Here is a 17,334-nt window from a genome sequence, read left to right on the forward strand (position 1 = left end):
GTGTCACGCTCGGCCAGAGGGGGGCGCGGGACTTGGGTCACGGCTCCAGCGACGTACGTCCAGGGGCCTAGGGCTGTTCTTAAGGTCTCCGTAAAGAATTCCAATACGAGACGGTGCCGTATCGAAATAGGTCTAGGGTCGGTCGTATGACTTCTCCTGCCGACCCTGCCCTCCCCGGCTCCCGCATCCCGGAAGCCGTGCACCGGCGCCGCTGGGCGATCCTCGGCGTGCTGATGCTGAGCCTGTTGATCGTGGTGCTCGACAACTCGATCCTGAACGTCGCGATCAAGACGATCTCGACCCCCGCCCCCACCGGCCTGGGCGCCACCCAGAGCGAGCTGGAGTGGGCGATCAACTCCTACACCCTCGTCTTCGCGGGGCTCCTCTTCAGCGCCGGTCTGCTGGGAGACCGGCTCGGACGCAAGAGGGTGCTCCTCGGCGGGCTCGCCGCCTTCGGTCTCGGGTCCGCCCTCGCCGCCACCGCCGGGTCGCCGACCGAGCTGATCGCGTTCCGCGCGGTGATGGGCCTCGGCGCCGCCTTCGTGATGCCCGCCACCCTCGCGGTGCTCATGAACGTCTTCGAGCGTGAGGAGCAGCCCAAGGCCATCGGTATCTGGGCCGGTGGTGTCGGGCTCGCCATCGCCATCGGACCGATCACCGGCGGTGTGCTTCTGGACCACTTCTGGTGGGGGTCCGTCTTCCTCATCAACGTGCCGATCGTGCTCATCGCCGTCGCGCTGATGATCTGGCTCGTGCCCGACTCCCGGGACCCGAACCCCGGCCGTATCGACCCGATCGGTGTGGTGCTGTCCGTCGTGGGCCTGGTCCTGCTGGTCTACGGCATCATCAAGGGCGGCCAGCTCGCGGACTTCACGGACGCGACGGTGCTGTCGACGATCGGCGCGGGCCTCGCCGTACTCGTCGCCTTCGTCGTCTTCGAGAAGCGCAGCGACCATCCGTCCATCGACGTGACGTACTTCAAGAACAAGGTCTTCTCCGCCGCGATCGCCGCCATCGCGCTGGTCTTCTTCGCGCTGATGGGCGTGACCTTCTTCTCGGTGTTCTACACCCAGAGCGTGCGCGGGTACTCGCCGCTGCAGACCGGTCTGCTGATGCTGCCGCTGGCCGCCGCCCAGATGATCTTCGCGCCGCGGGCCCGGCTGGTCGTCGACCGGTTCGGCAACAAGGCCACCACCACGGCCGGGCTGCTCGTCATCGCCGCGACGCTCGCCGCGTTCGCCGGGTTCGAGGCGGACACGCCGATCTGGATCCTGGAGGTCGTGTTCTTCCTGATGGGTGCCGGCATGGCGCACATCATGACCCCGGTGAGCGTCGTCATCATGCAGGCCCTGCCCCGCGAGAAGGCCGGCTCCGCCTCCGCCCTCAGCAACACCTTCCGCCAGCTCGGCGGCGCCCTCGGTATCGCCGTCCTCGGCTCGGTGCTGTCCACGGCGTACCGCAACGGCATCGAGGACAAGCTCGACCTCCTCCCGGCCGGGCTGCGCCACACCGCGGGCGAGTCCATCGAGGCCACCCTCGGCGTCGCCGACAAGCTCGGCCCCCGGGGTGACGCGCTCATCGGCCCCGCCCACGACGCCTTCCTCCACGCCATGCACGTCACCGCCCTGTGGGGAGCGGGCGTCGCGGTGGTCGGCGCGATCGTGGTCGCCGTGTTCCTGCCGGGCAGGCCGCCGACCGCCCAGAAGGACGAGGAGGGGCGGAAGTTGGTGGCGGCGGAGTAGGAGGCGGCATGCGAGCGCATCCTGCACCGGGTCTGCGGGTGACTCCTGGGCCGGGGCTGCACGGGCCCTCCTTGCACCGGGGTTGCGGGCGCACCCCCGTAGGGTGGCGGGGAGCGCCTTCCGGAGCGACTCCGGCGCAGCCCCTGGTGGCTTGCGGAGAGGCCTGGCGCAGTCCGGCGGCTCGGGGAGGGCTTCGCCGGGGCCTGCCCTCCACCGGCAGTGGGCTACAGCCCGTAGCGGCCCGCCCGGGTGTGGTCCCCGGCGGCGCCCCGGTACCGCTCTCAGGCGCCGCCTTGGGACTCCGGCGCAGGCCCGGTGGGCTTCCGGCGGTGCCCCGGGCGCGGGCGTCGGCAGCTCAGGGGGGCTTCGTCGGGGCGTGCCCCCACCAGCATGCAGCCACTGCCCCCAGCGGTCCGCCGGGTGCAGCCCCCGGCGGCGTCCCAGTACCGCTCTCAGGCACCGGTCTGGAACGGGTCCGGCAGGTGCGGGTCTTGCCGGCTCCCCGGTGTGGCCTCCGGCGGGGGACAATCGTCCCAGGACACAGAAGGGATCCAGCGACGTGAGCAGCCTCGCCGAAGGTCAGCCCCGGCAAGCGGGCCCCGTGCGGGGCCGGCCCCGCAGTGAGGCCGTGGAGCGTGCCATCGTCGAGGGTGTGATGAAGCTGCTGGAGGAGGGTGTGCCGCTCGCGGAGCTGTCCATCGAGCGCATCGCCCGTACCGCCGGCGTCGGGAAGGCGACCATCTACCGCCGCTGGAGCGGCAAGGAGGAGCTCTTCGTCGATGTCGTCCGCAGCGCCGAACCCCCGGATCCCGAACTCCCCGGCACCTCCATGCGCGACGACCTCGTCGTCCTCCTGGAGTCGCTGCGGCAGCGCGGACTGGTCAGCCGTTCCTCGGTGATCCTGCACAACGTGCACGCCCAGATGAAGAGCAGTCCGAAGCTCTGGGAGGCGTACCACAACCTCGTCATCGCGCCCCGGCGCAGGCTCGGGATGGAGGTCCTGCTGCGAGGGCAGGTGAACGGCGAACTGCGCGCGGACGTCGACATCGAACTGCTCAACGACATCTTCGTGGGCCCCATGTTGCTGCGTTCCGTCATGCGCCCCGACGCCGACCTCCCGGACGGTCTGTCCGAACAGATCGTCGACACGATCCTCGAAGGACTGAGCCCCTTCGACCCGGAGAACCTACGGCCCGTCAGCTCACCGACCGTCAGTTCGACTGCTTCGTAGCCCTACTGTGCGCGTTTCGTCACAGAGGGCGCTTTCTGTCTTCGTGTACGGAACTGACGGCACCGACTTGTTCGTGCTCGTACGGGTACGGCCGTCATCGGACGGCGAGAACGGAACCGATCATCCCCTAGGGTCTTGAGACACGGGGGGACGGACGGATGCACGGCGGGCAGTGAGGCGACGCGGTATGGCGCAGCAGGCGTACATGGAGGAGACGGACAACGGCGGCTCGGGACCCGAGCGCCAGAGCTCCAGGTTCCGGCGCCTGCTCGACCGGCTGCTCACCGGATGGAGCGGCGACCCGAGAATCTGGCGCCGCGGCCTGGTCGTCGCCGCGCTGGCGGTGCTCCTCGCGCTGGTGATGCTGGTGCACTCGCGCATCCCCAACCGCATCGGCAACCTCGGCAGCCTGATCGAGACCTTCCTGCCCTGGCTGGGCCTCTTCGTGCCGGTGCTGCTGGTCCTCGGCGTCGTACGCAAGTCGGCGACCGCCCTGATCGCCGTGGTGCTCCCGGCGGTCGTCTGGCTCAACCTCTTCGGCGGTCTGCTCACCGACAAGACGGGCTCCGGCGGCGATCTCACGGTGGCCACGCACAACGTCAACGCCGACAACCCCGACCCGTCCGGCACCGCCCGTGACGTGGCCGCGTCCGGGGCGGACGTGGTGGCGCTGGAGGAGCTGACCGCGGGCGCGGTGCCGACGTACGAGAAGGCGCTGGCGGCGACGTACAAGTACCACTCGGTGCAGGGCACCGTCGGGCTGTGGAGCAAGTACCCGCTGACCGGCGTCGGGCCCGTCGACATCAAGCTGGGCTGGACGCGCGCCATGCGCGCCACGGTGGCCACGCCCGAGGGGCAGCTCGCGGTCTACGTCGCCCACCTGCCGTCGGTCCGCGTGAAGATGGAGGCCGGGTTCACGGCCCGGCAGCGGGACAAGAGCGCCGACGCGCTCGGTGAGGCCATCGCCGACGAGCCGTTGCAGCGGATCGTGCTGCTCGGCGACCTCAATGGCACGATGAACGACCGCGCCCTGAACGCCGTCACCTCCCAGATGCGCTCCACGCAGGGCGCGGCCGGCAGCGGGTTCGGGTTCAGCTGGCCGGCGTCGTTCCCGATGGCGCGGATCGACCAGATCCTGGTGAAGGGTGTCGAGCCGGAGAGCTCGTGGACGCTGCCGGGGACGGGGAGCGACCACCTTCCGCTGGCTGCCCGTGTGAAGGTCGACACCTCTTCCTGACCGCATGGAATACTGAGCCCGAGAGGCTTTGTTCCGCAGGTGAACATAAGCACCGCGGAACTACCTTCGAAAGGCACAGGCACGTCATGCCCCTGGCCCTGCTCGCCCTGGCCGTCGGCGCCTTCGGCATCGGCACCACCGAATTCGTGATGATGGGGCTGCTGCCCGAGGTCGCGGACGATCTCCACATCGCCATCCCCACCGCCGGGCACCTGGTCTCGGCGTACGCACTGGGTGTCGTGATCGGCGCCCCGCTGCTGGCCGCCGTGACCGCGCGGATGTCCCGTCGTACGGTCCTGATCGGGCTGATGGCGCTGTTCATCGTCGGCAACGCGGCCTCCGCCTTCGCCGCCGACTACCACTGGCTGCTCGCCGCCCGGTTCCTGAGCGGTCTGCCGCACGGTGCCTTCTTCGGTGTCGGTGCCGTCGTCGCCACGAGCATGGTCGCGCCGGAGCGCAAGGCGCGGTCCGTGTCCCTGATGTTCCTCGGTCTCACCGTCGCCAACGTCGCCGGCGTGCCCGTCGCCACGCTCATGGGGCAGCACCTCGGGTGGCGGGCCACGTTCCTCGGTGTCAGCGCGATCGGGCTGGCCGCGATCGCGGCCCTCGCCTCGCTGATCCCGCACGACCGGGGGGTCGCGGGCTCCGGTGCCGGGCTGCGTGGTGAGCTCGCGGCGCTGAAGTCGCTTCCCGTCTGGCTGGCGCTCGGTACGACCGTCGCGGGCTTCGGGGCGCTGTTCGCCGCGTACAGCTACGTCACGCCGATGCTCACCGACTCCGCCGGGTTCGCCGACGGGAGTGTGACGCTGCTGCTCGCGCTGTTCGGGGTCGGGGCGACGGTGGGGAACCTGGTGGGCGGGCGGCTGGCCGATCACGCGATGCGGGGGACGCTGTTCGGGGGGCTGGTCTCGCTGGTTGTGGTGCTGGCTCTGTTCCCGGTTCTGATGGGTGCGCAGTGGAGTGCCGGGGTGGCCGTGGTGCTGCTCGGTGTGGCCGCCTTTGTCACGGGGTCGCCGCTTCAGCTGATGGTGATGGAGAAGGCCTCGTCGGCGCCGTCCTTGGCCTCGTCCGCCAATCAGGCCGCCTTCAACCTGGCGAACGCCGGGGGTGCGTGGATCGGTGGGCTCGCGTTGGCCGCGGGCTTCGGGGTGACGTCTCCGGCGGTCGCGGGTGCGGTGCTCGCGGTGCTGGGGCTGGGGGTGGCCGGGGCCGCCTCTGTCGTGGATCGGCGGCGGGTGGTTGTGCCGGGGAGTGGGCGGGAGCGGCTGGTTGCGTCTCATGTGCCTGAGCGGGGGGAGGCTGTGCGGGTCTGAGGGGGCGGGCGTGCGATGCCTGCGGCGGCCCGTGGCGGCTTCGGTGGGGGTTCGCGTTGCGCACTGCTCGTCGTTGGGGGTCGGTGCCGCACCGGGGGGTGTCCGTCCTCGGTCGGGCGGTGCTGTGGGCTGGGGATGTGCTCTTGGTCGGTCGCCCGACGCTGCGGGCGGACACCCCCCCGGTACGTCCCCTTCTCGCCGTTGCGCAGGCGCGGGCCCGTCCCGCCTGGGGACGGTGCGCCAGTGCGCCGCTGCGGGTACGTCCCGCCTGGGGACAGTGCGGCGGTGCGGGTGCGTCCCCGCCTGGGGGCGGTGCGCAGGCGCGGGCTCGTGCCGCCTGGGGGCGGTGCGGCGGTGCGGGTGCGTCCCGTCTGGGGGCGGTGCCTCGGTGTGGGTGCGTCCCGTCTGGGGGCGGTGCTTCGGTGTGGGGGCGTCCCGTCCGAGGTGGGTGGTCTCGGTCGTTGAGGATTCATCTACCCGGTGAGAGTTCGGTAAGGCTTGCCTTATAAGGTGGCGGGGTCCTTGCTGCCGGGTCCGGTGTGCGGGGCGTGAATTTCTCCCGTACGACAGGAACCCCCCATGCGCCCCACCCCTCGCCGTCTGTTCGCGGTGCTTGCTCTCGCTCCTTTGCTGGCCGGATGTTTTGTGTCCGGTGAGGACGGATCGGACGCGGGCGGCTCCGGTGCTCGGTTGAAGGTCGCTCTCGCGGTGCCGCCGGTGCAGGCGCTGTCGCCGTACAGCAATGACGCGACCGTGCTGAGCAAGCTCTCCGTGGCCGAGGGGCTCACCGCGCTGGACGAGGACGGGGTCGCCGTGCCCGCGCTGGCCAGGTCCTGGAAGCAGAAGAACGCCACCACCTGGGTCTTCGAGCTTCGTCAGGCCACCTTCCAGGACGGCACCGAGGTCACTGCCGAGTCGGTCGTCAACGCCCTCGACCATGCCGGTGAGGCGGAGACCAAGCCCCGCGTCCTGAGCGACGTGACCCTGACGGTCAAGGCAGAGGACGCCGACACCGTCACGATCAGCACCAAGAACGCCGATCCGGTGCTCCCGCTGCGGCTCGCCAGCCCTGCCCTCGGGATCCTCGCCGCGAAGGCGTATGCGAAGGACGGCAGCGTCAGCCCTGTCGGCACGGGAACCGGGCCCTTCGAGATCACCGGGCTCACCGGCAAGACCAAGGCCGCCCTCGATCGGTACGACGGCTACTGGGGCGGCAAGGCCAAGGCGTCCGGCATCGACGTGACCTGGATCGCCGACGGCACCGCCCGTGCCAATGCGCTGCGCGGTGGTGATGTCGACATCGCCGAGTGGATCCCCACCGCCCAGGCGAAGCTCCTCGACGAGGACACCCGGCACGAGGTGCCCTCCGTGCGGACCGACAGCCTGATCCTCAACACCGGCAGCGGCATGTTCACCGACGCCTCGCTGCGGGCGGCTGCCCGTGCGGCCGTGGACGGGTCCGCCCTCGTCGACTCCGTCTTCGGCGGGTACGCCGATCCCGCCCAGGGACTGTTCGGTCCGGCCGTCTCCTGGGCCGCCGACAAGCGGGTGGAGGTGAGCGGCCGGGTCGATGCCGCCACGGTCGCTCAAGTGGAGGGCGAGGCCGTGGGCAGGACCCTGCGCCTGGCCACCTACACCAACCGTTCCGAGCTTCCCGAGGCCGCGAGCGTGCTCCAGCAGCAGCTGGAGAAGGCCGGGTTCACCGTGAAGCAGGATGTGCGCGAGTACACGCAGATGGAGGCCGATCTGCTCGCGGGCAAGTACGACGCCCTCGTCTTCTCCCGTGTGACGCTGCTCGACACCGGTGACGCGGTCGCCTATCTCTCCAGTGACTTCACGAGTGACGGTGTGTACAACATCGCCGGGCTGAAGGACACCAAGGTCGACCAGGCCATCAAGGCAGCTGCTGTGGAGGGTGACGCGGCCGCGCGGCAGCAGAAGGTCATGCGGGCCGAGGCGGAGATCCTACGCACCGACGCCGTCGTGCCGCTGGTCCACGAGCAGGCCGTGCAGGGCATCGCCACCGACGTCGAGGGCGTACTCCTGGACCCGCGCGAGCGCTCGCTGGTCGACCTCGACACGCGCCTGAAGTGAGAGACGGTCGCCTTCGCACCGCCGGCGGCCGCCTGGTCGCCGGCGCCGCGCTGCTCACGGCAGTCGCCCTGCTGCCCTGGCTGTCCCGGACCGACCCCGCGCTGACGGTGCTGCGGGCCCGCTCCGCCGAGCAGGACCCGACGCCGGCCCAACTGGCCGCCGTACGCGAACAACTCGGTCTGGACGACGGACCGTTGGCCCATCTTGTCGACTGGCTGGGCGGGCTGGTGCGCGGGGACGCGGGGGCGTCGTGGGTGTCCGGTGAACCCGTCGGGGCGCAGCTGAGCACCGCCTTCGCGGTGTCCGTCACGTTGATGGTCGGTGCGCTCGTGGTCACGGCCGCGGTGGCCGCGCTGATCTGCGCGCGGACCGTGTCTCTCGGTTCCCGGCGGCGGTTGCGGAAGGCGCGGACCGGTGCCGGAGCGGCTGTCCTGGCCGCGCTGCCCAAGTTCCTGCTCGCCTCCGTACTCGCCACCGTCTTCGGGGTGTGGCTGGGCTGGTTCCCGTCCAGTGGGTGGGAGGGGCCGCAGGCGATGGTGCTGCCCGCGCTCGCCCTCGGCGTGCCGTCCGGGGCGATGATCGGCGGGCTCCTGGACCGGGCGCTGCCCGCCGCCTTCCAGGAACCCTGGGCGCGCACCTGGTACGCCTCCGGACTCCCGTCCGGCGCCATCGCCCGCACCGCGCTGCGCCGCGCCCTGTCCGGGGTGCTGCCGCAACTCCTGCCGACCGTCGTGGCGTTGGTCGGCGGAGCGGTCGCCGTGGAGCAGATCTTCAACATTCCCGGCCTCGGCCGCCTGGCCCTGGACGCGGCCAGGGCCCAGGACCTCCCGCTGCTGCAGTCCGCGACCCTCGTCCTGATCGCGCTCGGCGTCACCGCCGGCCTCATCGTGCAGGCCCTGCGCCGCGCCCTCCTCGGCCCCGCCCTGCGCGACGGAGCCCTGCCCGCGCTCACGGTGCCCGTGCTCCGGCGGCCGCGCTCGCTGCCCTGGATCGCCGGGCTCTGTACGGCCGTTCTGCTGACGCTGCTGGTGGCGGGCCTGCTGCGCGACCCGCTGCACGTCGACACCACCGCCCGGCTGCTGTCGCCCTCCCTCACCCACCCGCTGGGCACCGACGCCCTCGGCCGCGACCTGCTGGCCCGCCTCGGCCACGGAGCGCTGCGCACCGCCGGGGTGGCCCTCGCGGTGACCGCCGTGAGTGTCGTGACCGGCCTTCTGCTCGGCACGGCCACCCGGGTCGGCACCGGCCTGACCGAGGTGGTCTCGACCCTGCCGGCCGTCCTCGCCGGACTCCTGACGACCGCGGTGACCGGGCCGTCGGTCTGGGGCGCGGCCCTCGCGGTGTGCCTGGTCGGCTGGAGCCCGTACGCCGCCCAGACCGCGGCGCTCATCGAGGAGGAACGGGCGAGCGGCCACCTGCTGGCGTCCTTGTCCTTCGGCGCCGGTCCGCGCTATCTGCTCCGCCACCACTACGTCCCCGCGGCGCTCCCGGGCGTTCTGCGCAACGCCCTCCTGCGCCTGCCGACCACAGTCCTCGTCCTGGCCTCGCTCGGCTTCCTGGGTCTCGGCGAACAGCCGCCGACCCCGGAGTGGGGGCGGCTGCTGTCGGAGAACCAGCCGTATGTGGAGCTGGCGCCGTGGACGGTGCTGGGGCCGGCGGGGGCGCTGGTGCTGCTGTCGGTGCTGGCGGTGTCGGCGTCGGCGTACGGGCGCAGACGGTGACCGTCGGATGCCGGACCGGGCAGGTCAGCCCGGCAGGTCGAACCGCTCCAGGTCTCGCAGCCAGGCCTTTGCCGAGCTGTCCGACGGTGCGCGCCAGTCACCTCGGGGCGACAGTGAACCGCCTGCCGACACCTTCGGACCGTTCGGCATCGCCGATCGCTTGAACTGGGCGAACGCGAAGAAGCGGCGGCAGAAGACCTCCAGCCACTTGTGGATCTCCGCCAGGTCGTAGGACCCCCGCTTCTCCGCGGGGAAGCCCGGCGGCCAGGCGCCGCCGGTCGCGTCGTGCCAGGCGTGCCAGGTCAGGAACGCGATCTTCGAGGGTCGGAACCCGTAGCGCAGTACGTGGAACAGGGTGAAGTCGTGCAGCGCGTACGGGCCGATCTTGGACTCGGTGGACTGCATCTCCTCACCCGGTACCAGTTCCGGGCTGATCTCCGTGTCGAGGATCGCGGAGAGGATCTTGCCGGTCCCGTCGTCGAACTGCCCGCTGCTGATGACCCACCGGATCAGATGCTGGATCAGCGTCTTCGGTACACCGGAGTTGACGTTGTAGTGGCTCATCTGGTCGCCCACGCCGTACGTGGACCAGCCCAGCGCCAGCTCCGACAGGTCGCCGGTGCCGAGCACGATGCCGTTGTGGTGGTTGGCGAGCCGGAAGAGGTAGTCGGTGCGCAGGCCGGCCTGCACGTTCTCGAAGGTGACGTCGTACACCGGCTCGCCGGAGGCGAACGGGTGGCCCATCTCCTTGAGCATCAGACGCGCGGTGGGCGTGATGTCCAGCTCGGCCGCGGTGACGCCGAGCGAGCGCATCAGGGCGTGGGCGTTGTCCTTGGTGTGGTCGCTGGTGGCGAAGCCGGGCAGGGTCCAGGCCAGGATGTCGCTGCGCGGGCGCCCCGCGCGGTCCATCGCGCGGGCGGCGACGATCAGGGCGTGCGTGGAGTCGAGGCCGCCGGACACCCCGATGACGACCTTCGGGCCGCCGATCGCGGCGAGGCGCTGCTGGAGGCCCTCGACCTGGATGTTGTAGGCCTCGTAGCAGTCCTGGGCGAGACGGTCGGCGTCGGCCGGCACGAACGGGAAGCGCTCCAGGTGACGGCGCAGTCCCAGGTCGGTGAGGGGTGGGGCGAGTTCGAAGGAGACCGTTCGGAAGTCGGCCGTCCGGGCCCTGTGGGTACGGCGGTTGTCGTCGAACGTGCCCATCCGCTGCCGCTCCTGGCGCAGCAGGTCGAGGTCCACGTCGGCGATCGCGTACGTGTCGCCGAGCGGGAACCGCTCGCTCTCGGCGAGCAGGACACCGTTCTCGTAGATCATCGTCTGGCCGTCCCAGGACAGGTCCGTGGTCGACTCGCCCAGGCCGGCCGCCGCGTAGACGTACGCGGCGAGGCAGCGGGAGGACGCCGAGCGGCACAGCAGCTTGCGGTCCTCGGCGCGGCCGACCGTGATCGGGCTGCCGGAGAGGTTGACGAGGAGGGTCGCACCGGCGAGGGCGGCCTCCGCGCTGGGCGGCACCGGGACCCACATGTCCTCGCAGATCTCGGCGAAGAGCACGAGACCGGGGACGTCCGCCGCCTCGAAGAGCAGGTCCACGCCGAACGGTACGGATGCGCCGCCGACCCGGATCGTCCCGCCGCGCTCGTCGGAGCCGTCGGCGATCTGGCGACGCTCGTAGAACTCGCGGTAGTTCGGGGGGTACGACTTGGGCGCGACGCCGAGGATCCGGCCGCGGTGGATGATCACCGCGCAGTTGTAGATCCGGTTGCGGTGCCGCAGCGGGGCGCCGACGACGAGGATCGGCAGCAGGTCGGCCGACCCGGTCACCACGGTCGCGAGGGCCGCCTCGACCTCGTCGAGCAGTGCGTCCTGGAGCAGCAGGTCCTCGATGGAGTAGCCGCACAGGACCATCTCGGGGAAGGCCGCGACGGCGACGCCCTCCTCGGCGCACCGGCGTGCGTGCCGCAGGACCGATTCGGCGTTGGCGGGCGGGTCGGCGATGACGGTGTGGCCCGTACAGGCGGCCACGCGTGCGAACCCGTGCTGATAGATCGACCAGAAGTTCAGTGGAGGCACGGGATCAGTGTAATCGTCAGAGCGACGCGATGGGGTGGCGTGAGGTAGGGAGCACCTCACGCCACCCTGTCGGTGTCAGTGGCGGCGGAACGATTCGACGTAGCCGTTCGCGGGCGTGCCCACGCCCGTGACGTCGTCGTAGCCCTTCACGGCGGACAGCGAGCTGTCCTTGCCGAGGGAGCGGACCGACGTGGTCAGACCGTCCGTGGCGTCGTAGCCGTTCACGAAGTCCACGCGCGCGACGGCCAGTTGGCTGCCCGTCGGGTTGTCGGTGACGTCGTGATAGGCCATCGTGCCGTACTTGGCGTAGATCGACGGGTTGGCGAAGCCGATCGCCTTGCCGCCGCGCGCCTCCTGGGCGAGGGCCTGGACGGCCGCGATGACCGGCGAGGCCAGCGAGGTGCCGCCGATGCGGTACTCGCTGTACGACTCGGAGCCGTCCGCCTGGGTCTGCGTCTGGCCGACCAGGAAGCCGGTGTTCGGGTCGGCGATCGCGGAGATGTCCGGGACGACGCGGTTGCCGGCGGCGTTGTTGGCCTTGGCGAGCGCGTCCGGGACGACACCCTTCTGGTAGAAGGGCTCGGCGACCGTCTTGCTGGTGCCGCCGCCCGCACCGGAGGTGAACGCGCCGGGGAAGTTCGTCCAGCTCTTGCCGTCCGCGGACAGCGTGGCCTTCTCGGTGCCCCAGCCGGTCTCCCACAGGTACTTGTCGCCCTTGCCGACGGCCAGGGAGGTACCGCCGACCGCCGTCACCCACGCCGAGTTGGCCGGGGTGTCGACCTGCTTCGTCCCGGTGTTGGCGACCTCGTCGCCGTTGTCACCGGAGGAGAAGTAGAAGCCGATGCCCTCGACCGCGCCGAACTGGAAGACCTGGTCGTAGGCGGCCGCGAGGTCCGGCGTCTGGTTGGCCTCGATGTCACCCCAGGAGTTGGAGACGAGGTCGGCCAGGTGCTTGTCGACGATCTTGCTGAGGGAGTCCAGCAGGTCGTCGTCCATGCAGGACGAGGCGCCCACGTAGGTGACGTTCGCGTCCGGCGCGACCGCGTGCACGGCCTCGACGTCGAGGGTCTCCTCGCCGTACCAGCCGGAGGCGTCGCACTCGTCGGCGCCGGTGTACCTGTAGTTCTTGGGCAGCACCTGGGACAGCTGGCCGGTCTTCCAGGCGGGGTCGCCGTGCTTCTTCGCGTAGGTCTGCGCGTCGAAGGCGATGGTCGGCGAGGCGAACGCGTCGGTGATGGCGACGCGCACCCCCTTGCCCGTGTACGAGCCCGCGCCGTACGCGGCCCGCAGCTGCTTGCCCGTGTAGCCCTTGATGGCGTACGGGATCTTGCCGCCGTACGCGTCGGGCAGGGTGCTCGCGGTGTTGGAGCCGTAGTACGACGAGAACGGCCCCGAGTTCTTGAACACGGCGCCCGGACCGGGCAGTTGGTCCTTGTGGCTCGCCTTGTGCGGGGCATTGTCCAGGCCGGTGACGGTCAGCACGGCGCCGTCCAGGCTCTCCGGTGCGGAGGCCGTCCTCGACGGGGCGCGGTAGGTCTTGGAGCCCTTGGCGTAGTTGTGCAGCTGGGTGCCGAAGGCCTTCTCGGCGGCGGCCACGTCACCGGAGACGGAGACGTAGTGCCGCGTGACACCGGTGACCTTCAGGCCCGCGGACGCCAGCCACGACTTCACCGCGGCCACCTGGGCCTTCGTGGCGCCGAAGCGGGCCTGCGCCTGCTGGGCGCTCAGGTACTTGCCGTACGACGCCGAAGCCGGGTCGGACACGGACTTCGCGTACGCGGCGAGGCCGGTCGCGTCCCGGCCGGCGAGGTAGACCCGGGCGGAGACCTGTGAACTGTCGGCGGTAGCGCCCTTGTCGGCCTTGGCCGTGGCCCACGCGGGCCTGGTCCCGGCCAGCGTGTCCCGGGCCGGGCCGTCCGCGGCGTGCGCCGCGGGTATGCCGAGCGCCAGCGCGCCGGCGATCATGGGCAGTGTCGCTGCCATGCTCACACCGGCACGCAGAGTGGCGCGGTTGGATCTCATGGAACCCCCTGTATGCGGTTCGTCTCGAGTGGATCACTCGACGGTGGCCACTCTTTCGATGAACCGTTCATGCCAGGGGAATACGAGTCCCAAGAGGACCCCAATTAACCTAATGACAAGGCCATTTGAGGGTTAAGACGCTCCGAGAACCGAGGGTTAACCCTCTAAGGCCCTCTGCGGCCCTCTAGGAACGCGGTTTCGCGCCGCGCTCCTTCAGCATGTCCGACATCAGACCGATCTCCGACTCCTGCGCGTTGACCATGCCCTGTGCGATGTCCTTCTCCACCTTCACCTCGCAGCGCTCGACACAGCCCTCGGCCATGTGGATGCCGCCCTTGTGGTGGTCGGTCATGAGCTGGAGATAGAAGATCTCGGCCTGCTTGCCGCTGAGCTTCCTCAGCTTCTCCATCTCCGTGTTGGTCGCCATGCCCGGCATCAGCGCGCCGTCCTCGCCGGAGGCCATGCCGCCCATGTCCATCCAGGTCATCGGCGGCTTCGACGACACCTTCGGCAGGTTCCACAGATCGAGCCACCCCAGCAGCATGCCGCGCTGGTTGGCCTGCGTCTGCGCGATGTCGTACGCGAGCAGCCGTACGTCCTCGTCCTTCGTACGGTCGCGGACGATGAACGACATCTCCACCGCCTGCTGGTGGTGCACCGCCATGTCCCGCGCGAACCCGGCGTCCGCGGAGTCCGCGGACGGGGTGTCGGCGGAGCCGTCGCCCTGGGTGACGGCGTAGGTGATCCCCCCGGTCGCGACGAGCACCGCCGCCGCGCCCGAGGCGATCCAGCCGGCCTTCCTCACTACGACAGACCGCCCTGGCACGTCGCACCCTTCTCCGGAGTCTGCTCACCCTGGACGTACGTCTCGAAGAACTTGTCGACGTTCGGGTCGCTCGCGCTCGTCACCGTCCGCTGGTGGCCCCACGCCGTCAGCATGATCGGGGCGGCCTGCTTCTCGTACGGGCTCATCAGCGTGTACGGCGTCTTCTTCACCTTCGCGGCCAGCGCGTCGATGTCGGCCTTCTTGGCCTTGGAGGTGTACGTCACCCAGACCGAACCGTGCTCCAGCGAGTGCACGGCGTTCATGTTGTTGAGTTCCTTGGTGTAGACGTCGCCGTTGCAGTTCATCCAGCGGGCGTCGTGGTCACCGCCGGCCGGGGGCGTCATCGGGTACTTCACGGTCTTGGTGACGTGGGTCTGGGAGAGCTTGGACGACCACGTCTTCACCCCGTCCTTGCCCGTGGTCCAGTGACCCGGGTTGCTGGAGTCGGCCGTCGTGCCGCCGCCGTCGTCCTGCGACCGCACGAGCACGACGCCGCCCACGACGAGAGCGGTGACGACGGCCACGCTCGCCCCGATCGTGAGGAGCCGGTTACGGCGTTCGCGGGCCTGTTCGGCACGCCGCATCTCCGCTATTCGAGCCTGGCGCTCGGCGGAGTTCTTGTTCTTGGCGGAACCCATGGGGTGTGTCCTTCTGGGTTAGGAGGGCCGGTCGGGTCCGCTGATCGTAATGGGGAAGGAGGTGTCTCCAGAAAGGGAGGGCACAGGAATGGCCGAAGACCGGGCGCCCGCGGAGATCCGGGTCCGCGCAGGTTCCGACACGCCCGGCATTACTTATACGGGTCCGAGCAGGCAAGATGGGCGGCAGAACAGTACACCTGCCGTACGTGAGGCGTTCGCCCGGAGGTCGGCCCGCCGATCATGGTCCGCAACACGGATGAAATGGTGTTGTGGTGGGATGCTCAGGTGCCCGACCGTCTCGCGCGGGACCGCAGACAGGTGGCCTGACCAGCAAGGATGGGGAAGCTGAAGATGGACAAGCAGCAGGAATTCGTGCTCCGGACGTTGGAGGAGCGCGACATCCGGTTCGTACGCCTGTGGTTCACGGACGTGCTGGGCTTCCTCAAGTCCGTCGCCGTGGCCCCGGCCGAACTGGAACAGGCATTCGACGAGGGCATCGGGTTCGACGGCTCCGCGATCGAGGGCTTCGCCCGGGTCTACGAGTCCGACATGATCGCCAAGCCGGACCCGTCGACCTTCCAGATCCTGCCGTGGCGCGCCGAGGCGCCCGGTACGGCCCGGATGTTCTGCGACATCCTCATGCCGGACGGCTCGCCGTCCTTCGCGGACCCGCGTTACGTGCTCAAGCGCGCGCTGGCCCGCACCTCGGACCTGGGCTTCACCTTCTACACCCACCCCGAGATCGAGTTCTTCCTGCTGAAGGACAAGCCGCTGGACGGCACCCGTCCCACGCCGGCCGACAACTCGGGCTACTTCGACCACACCCCGCAGAACATCGGCATGGACTTCCGCCGCCAGGCGATCACCATGCTGGAGTCGATGGGCATCTCGGTGGAGTTCTCCCACCACGAGGGCGCCCCCGGCCAGCAGGAGATCGACCTCCGCTACGCCGACGCGCTCTCGACGGCGGACAACATCATGACGTTCCGCCTGGTCATGAAGCAGGTGGCGCTGGAGCAGGGCGTCCAGGCGACGTTCATGCCGAAGCCGTTCAGTGAGCACCCGGGGTCCGGGATGCACACGCACCTGTCCCTCTTCGAGGGCGACCGCAACGCGTTCTACGAGTCGGGCTCGGAGTACCAGCTCTCCAAGGTCGGCCGCTCCTTCATCGCGGGCCTGCTGAAGCACTCCGCGGAGATCTCCGCGGTCACCAACCAGTGGGTCAACTCCTACAAGCGCATCTGGGGCGGCTCGGAGCGCACGGCGGGCGCCGGCGGCGAGGCCCCCTCGTACATCTGCTGGGGCCACAACAACCGCTCGGCCCTGGTCCGCGTCCCCATGTACAAGCCCGGCAAGACCGGCTCCGCCCGCATCGAAGTCCGCTCGATCGACTCCGGCGCCAACCCGTACCTGGCGTACGCCGTCCTGCTGGCCGCCGGCCTCAAGGGCATCGAGGAGGGCTACGAGCTCCCGCCGGGCGCCGAGGACGACGTCTGGGCCCTCTCCGACGCCGAGCGCCGCGCGATGGGCATCGAGCCCCTCCCGCAGAACCTCGGCGAGGCCCTGACCCTCATGGAGCGCAGCGACCTGGTCGCCGAGACGCTGGGCGAGCACGTCTTCGACTTCTTCCTCCGGAACAAGCGCCAGGAGTGGGAGGAGTACCGCTCCGAGGTCACCGCGTTCGAGCTGCGGAAGAACCTGCCGGTGCTGTAGGCACGTATACACAGGAAGGGCCGGCGGTCATGGACCGTCGGCCCTTTCGCGTGTCCGCAAATACCTGCCGAGAACATCCCAAGCCGTGACATGATCGCGCCACATCAGTCAGTGATCAAGGAGCGATCGCATGCGAACTCGCGCAAGGGTGGGGCTCGTCGGCGCGGCCGCGGCGGTTCTGGTCGGCACCGTCGGGCGCTTCTCAACTGCGCGACGCAGACCTCCAGGGCGTGACGACGGGGGCGCGGGCCGGCCCGGCCCCCACACGTGCGCTAGTTGCCTGCCAGCTTCGCCAGCACCTGGTGCAGCGGCTCCGTCTCGCGGCGCTTGTACTCCTGGATCGCCCAGCCGTTGCCGTCCGGGTCCTTGAAGTACATGAAGGTGGCGCCGTCCTGCGGGGCGAACTGCACTGGCTCGCTGACGTCGAGCCCGCGCGCCGTCAGCTCCTCGTATGCCGCCTTCGCGTCCGTGACGCACAGCTGCATGCCGTGGTACGTGCCCGGCTGCGGTGTGCCCGTGGGGACCTGGAGACCGTCGACCAGGGCGATGGAACAGCCCGAGCCCGGCGGGGTCAGCTGGACGATCCGTACGCCCTCCATCACCTCGCCGTCGAGGTCCACGTGGAAACCGACCTTGTCCTGATAGAACTCCTTGGCTCGATCCACATCGGAAACCGGCAGCAGGATCACTTCGAGGGACATGTCCATGGCGTTGACTCCCTTGTCAC

At 70.1% G+C, this 17,334-nt stretch carries 12 protein-coding genes; 7 read left to right on the top strand and 5 right to left on the bottom strand.

The genetic code is table 11. The features are described from left to right. Positions 1–146 precede the first annotated feature (146 nt). From QF037_RS33435 to QF037_RS33460, 6 genes are all read left to right on the top strand, one after another. The gene (locus QF037_RS33435; protein WP_307031728.1) at positions 147–1,742 is read left to right on the top strand and encodes an MFS transporter; all 1,596 of its coding nucleotides are present in this window, start codon (positions 147–149) and stop codon (positions 1,740–1,742) included. 559 nt (positions 1,743–2,301) lie between these two features. Further along, complete coding sequence (locus QF037_RS33440) at positions 2,302–2,973, top strand: TetR/AcrR family transcriptional regulator (RefSeq protein ID WP_307031730.1); 672 nt, start codon at positions 2,302–2,304, stop codon at positions 2,971–2,973. A 187-nt stretch (positions 2,974–3,160) separates the two neighbouring features. Next, entirely contained in the window at positions 3,161–4,210 is a 1,050-nt protein-coding gene (locus QF037_RS33445) for an endonuclease/exonuclease/phosphatase family protein (protein ID WP_307031732.1), read from the top strand. A gap of 86 nt (positions 4,211–4,296) precedes the next feature. After that, positions 4,297–5,523, top strand: coding sequence for an MFS transporter (locus tag QF037_RS33450; RefSeq protein ID WP_307031734.1), 1,227 nt, complete (start codon positions 4,297–4,299; stop codon positions 5,521–5,523). Between the two features lie 579 nt (positions 5,524–6,102). Continuing rightward, complete coding sequence (locus tag QF037_RS33455) at positions 6,103–7,617, top strand: ABC transporter substrate-binding protein (protein ID WP_307031736.1); 1,515 nt, start codon at positions 6,103–6,105, stop codon at positions 7,615–7,617. After that, positions 7,614–9,338, top strand: coding sequence for an ABC transporter permease subunit (locus QF037_RS33460; RefSeq protein WP_307031738.1), 1,725 nt, complete (start codon positions 7,614–7,616; stop codon positions 9,336–9,338). Before QF037_RS33455 ends, QF037_RS33460 begins: the two co-directional genes overlap by 4 nt. Before the next feature lie 24 nt (positions 9,339–9,362). On the opposite strand, the gene QF037_RS33465 is transcribed toward QF037_RS33460, so the two are convergent. The 4 genes from QF037_RS33465 to QF037_RS33480 form a co-directional block, all read right to left on the bottom strand. Beyond that, on the bottom strand, positions 9,363–11,408 hold the full coding sequence (locus tag QF037_RS33465; RefSeq protein ID WP_307031740.1) for an NAD(+) synthase: 2,046 nt from the start codon (positions 11,406–11,408) through the stop codon (positions 9,363–9,365). Between the two features lie 75 nt (positions 11,409–11,483). Beyond that, positions 11,484–13,430, bottom strand: coding sequence for a S53 family peptidase (locus QF037_RS33470; protein WP_307031743.1), 1,947 nt, complete (start codon positions 13,428–13,430; stop codon positions 11,484–11,486). A gap of 184 nt (positions 13,431–13,614) precedes the next feature. Continuing rightward, positions 13,615–14,235, bottom strand: coding sequence for a DUF305 domain-containing protein (locus QF037_RS33475; protein WP_307037503.1), 621 nt, complete (start codon positions 14,233–14,235; stop codon positions 13,615–13,617). Beyond that, positions 14,235–14,894: a DUF3105 domain-containing protein gene (locus tag QF037_RS33480; RefSeq protein ID WP_307031745.1), complete on the bottom strand. Its 660-nt coding sequence runs from the start codon at positions 14,892–14,894 to the stop codon at positions 14,235–14,237. Before QF037_RS33480 ends, QF037_RS33475 begins: the two co-directional genes overlap by 1 nt. 351 nt (positions 14,895–15,245) lie before the next feature. Between QF037_RS33480 and QF037_RS33485 the strand changes: the two genes are divergently transcribed. Next, positions 15,246–16,607 carry a glutamine synthetase family protein gene (locus tag QF037_RS33485; RefSeq protein WP_266830106.1) on the top strand — a complete coding sequence of 454 codons (1,362 nt, stop codon included), beginning with the start codon at positions 15,246–15,248 and terminating at the stop codon, positions 16,605–16,607. 272 nt (positions 16,608–16,879) lie between these two features. On the opposite strand, the gene QF037_RS33490 is transcribed toward QF037_RS33485, so the two are convergent. Then, positions 16,880–17,314 (bottom strand): VOC family protein, encoded by a 435-nt coding sequence (locus tag QF037_RS33490; RefSeq protein WP_307031748.1) that lies wholly within the window; start codon positions 17,312–17,314, stop codon positions 16,880–16,882. Positions 17,315–17,334: the final 20 nt, after the last annotated feature.

Source organism: Streptomyces canus (genome assembly GCF_030815415.1).
In the GTDB taxonomy this organism is placed as follows: Bacteria; Actinomycetota; Actinomycetes; order Streptomycetales; family Streptomycetaceae; genus Streptomyces; species Streptomyces canus_F.